General features: G+C 58.8%; 2 protein-coding genes and 1 pseudogene. All 3 read right to left on the reverse strand.

The window, feature by feature from the left end:
• Nucleotides 1–56: 56 nt before the first annotated feature.
• Nucleotides 57–413, reverse strand: a pseudogene (locus ACIP66_RS27125) (UDP-3-O-acyl-N-acetylglucosamine deacetylase); the annotation flags it as partial.
• A gap of 112 nt (nucleotides 414–525) precedes the next feature.
• A complete protein-coding gene (gene ftsZ, locus ACIP66_RS27130; protein WP_053123624.1) occupies nucleotides 526–1,722 on the reverse strand; it encodes a cell division protein FtsZ in 1,197 nt (398 codons plus the stop codon).
• Nucleotides 1,723–1,827: 105 nt separating this feature from the next.
• Complete coding sequence (ftsA, locus tag ACIP66_RS27135; protein WP_053123630.1) at nucleotides 1,828–3,087, reverse strand: cell division protein FtsA; 1,260 nt, start codon at nucleotides 3,085–3,087, stop codon at nucleotides 1,828–1,830.
• Between the last annotated feature and the right edge of the window lie 6 nt (nucleotides 3,088–3,093).

Genomic DNA, 3,093 nt, shown 5'->3' on the forward strand with positions numbered 1-3,093 from the left:
TCCACTGTCACTTCACTCAGGATGAGGTTGAATTTCTTGGAGGCGTCCTTTTCTTACCTGCCTGCCGATTGAATCAGGAATACGAAGGGTCCAGCGCTGCCATCCATGATCGGGACTTCGGACGCGGAGAGCTCGACGTAGGCGTTATCGATGCCCAGGCCAGCCATGGCCGAGAGCAAGTGCTCTACCGTGTCCACTTTGACGTCGCCATTGATCAGCGTCGTCGACATAGTGGTTTCACCGACGTTTTCCGCGCGGGCAGGGATCTGCACCACAGGGTCGAGGTCAGCGCGACAAAACACAATGCCAGTGTCGACAGGCGCAGGCTTGAGAGTCAGATAGACCTTCTCACCGGAGTGCAGGCCTACACCTGTGGCACGGATAATATTTTTCAGTGTGCGTTGTTTAATCATGGCTTGGGCCGCTTCAGCGCAAATTGCGAACTGGTATCAACAAAGGCTGGCGATAATAGCAGACCGAGCCTTTGCTGAACACCAATCACCTTCATAGCCCTGATACATTCCATCAATCGGCCTGACGACGCAGGAATGCCGGGATGTCCAGGTAGTCCAGGTCATCTTGCGGATTCATCTTCGCGGCAGCCGCAGCACCGGCCTGAGCCTGGTTGCGCATGACGGTCGGACGATCCAGATCACGGTAATTTACCGCTGGCGCTTCCTGACGGGTCGGAGCCGGTTGTTGTACCTGAGCGGTCGACATCGAGGTATGAACGGTATTGTCGATAACCTTCACAGGCTTCTCGATTTTTGCGCCCAGACCGGTAGCAACCACAGTCACGTGCAGCTCGTCGCGCATGTCCGGATCGATAACGGTACCGACCTTGACCATCGCATGTTCGGAAGCGAAGGCTTCGATGATGCTACCCACGTCGGAGTACTCACCCAGGGACAGGTCAGGGCCGGCGGTGATGTTCACCAGAATGCCGCGTGCGCCTTGCAGGTTCACGTCTTCCAGCAGCGGGTTACGGATTGCCGCTTCGGTGGCTTCACGTGCACGGTTCGGACCGCTGGCGCAGCCAGTGCCCATCATTGCCATGCCCATTTCGCTCATCACGGTACGCACGTCGGCGAAGTCGACGTTGATCATGCCCGGACGCTTGATGATGTCGGAGATACCGCGAACGGCACCTGCCAGTACATCGTCAGCCTTGGCGAAAGCCGACAAGAGGCTTGCGTCTTTACCGAGGATGGTCAGCAGCTTCTCGTTAGGAATGGTGATCAACGAGTCGACGCTTTCGGACAGCATGCGGATGCCTTCATCGGCGATCTGCATACGCTTGCGGCCTTCGAACGGGAACGGACGAGTCACGACCGCAACGGTCAGAATGCCCATTTCCTTGGCCACTTCGGCGATGATCGGTGCAGCACCGGTACCGGTACCGCCGCCCATGCCAGTGGTGATGAACACCATGTTGGTGCCCTGCAGCACTTCGGCAATACGCTCACGGTCTTCCAGAGCAGCCTGACGGCCGACTTCCGGGTTCGCGCCGGCGCCGAGGCCTTTGGTCACGCCAGTGCCCAGTTGCAGGATGGTACGTGCGCCGATGTTTTTCAGCGCTTGAGCATCGGTGTTGGCGCAGATGAATTCAACGCCTTCGATGTTGCTCTTGACCATGTGGTTGACAGCGTTGCCGCCGCCACCGCCGACACCGATAACTTTGATTACCGGGCTTGCGGGGATGTTGTCTACGAGTTCGAACATTTTCCCTCTCCTTACATTCTCTAGTTTTTTTCGCCTACTGCATGTTTGTTGCGGTGCATCTACTGCTACTGCTTGCCGCTCGAAGCTTGACGCTTCCAGCTGCTTTTAAAAGTTGCCTTGAACCCACTTCTTCAATCGATCCAGCAACGGCGCCTGTGGCTCTTCGTTGCTGTAGCTGTCGCGGCTGCCGATGCCCGAGAACGAGATCCCGTCGGACTGCTTTTGCAGGCCGTACATCAACAAGCCAACGCCAGTGGAATAAATCGGGTTGCGTACCACGTCATCCAGACCTTTGACGCCGTGCGGAACGCCCAGACGAACCGGCATGTGGAAGATTTCTTCGGCCAGTTCAGTCGCGCCTTCCATCTTCGAAGTACCGCCAGTCAGCACGATGCCGGCCGGGATCAGGTCTTCGTAGCCGCTGCGACGTAGTTCGGCCTGGATCAGCGTGAACAGTTCGTCGTAACGCGGTTCGACCACTTCGGCCAGGGCCTGACGCGACAGTTCGCGCGGTGGACGGTCGCCGACGCTTGGCACCTTGATGGTTTCACCGGCACCGGCCAGTTTCGCCAGGGCGCAGGCGTAGCGGATTTTGATTTCTTCGGCGTACTGAGTCGGGGTGCGCAGCGCCATGGCGATGTCGTTGGTCACCTGATCACCGGCAATCGGGATCACCGCGGTGTGACGGATCGCGCCTTCGGTGAAGATCGCGATGTCGGTAGTACCGCCGCCGATGTCGACCAGGCACACGCCCAGTTCTTTCTCGTCGTCGGTCAGTACCGAGTAGGCCGAGGCCAGTTGCTCGAGAATGATGTCGTCGATTTCCAGACCGCAGCGGCGCACGCATTTTTCAATGTTCTGTGCAGCGTTGACGGCGCAGGTGACCACATGAACCTTGGCTTCCAGACGCACGCCGGACATGCCCAGTGGTTCACGAACGCCTTCCTGGTTATCGATCACGTAATCCTGCGGCAGGGTGTGCAGCACGCGCTGGTCAGCCGGGATCGCCACAGCCTGAGCAGCGTCAAGTACGCGCTCAAGGTCGGCCGAGCTGACTTCGCGATCACGGATCGCGACGATGCCGTGGGAGTTCAGGCTGCGGATGTGATTGCCCGCCACGCCGACGAACGCCGAGTGAATGCGGCAGCCCGCCATCAGTTGGGCTTCTTCGATCGCACGCTGGATCGATTGCACGGTGGACTCGATGTTCACCACCACGCCCTTCTTCAGGCCACGGGACGGATGGGTACCGATCCCGACGATTTCCAGCGTGCCGTCGTCGGAGACCTCGCCGACCAGCGCCACCACCTTGGAGGTGCCGATATCGAGACCGACGATCATTTTGCCGCTTTGCACGTTTGCCATGGGTCC

The organism is Pseudomonas sp. NPDC088429 (assembly GCF_044753305.1).
GTDB classification, from domain to species: domain Bacteria; phylum Pseudomonadota; class Gammaproteobacteria; order Pseudomonadales; family Pseudomonadaceae; genus Aquipseudomonas; species Aquipseudomonas rustica.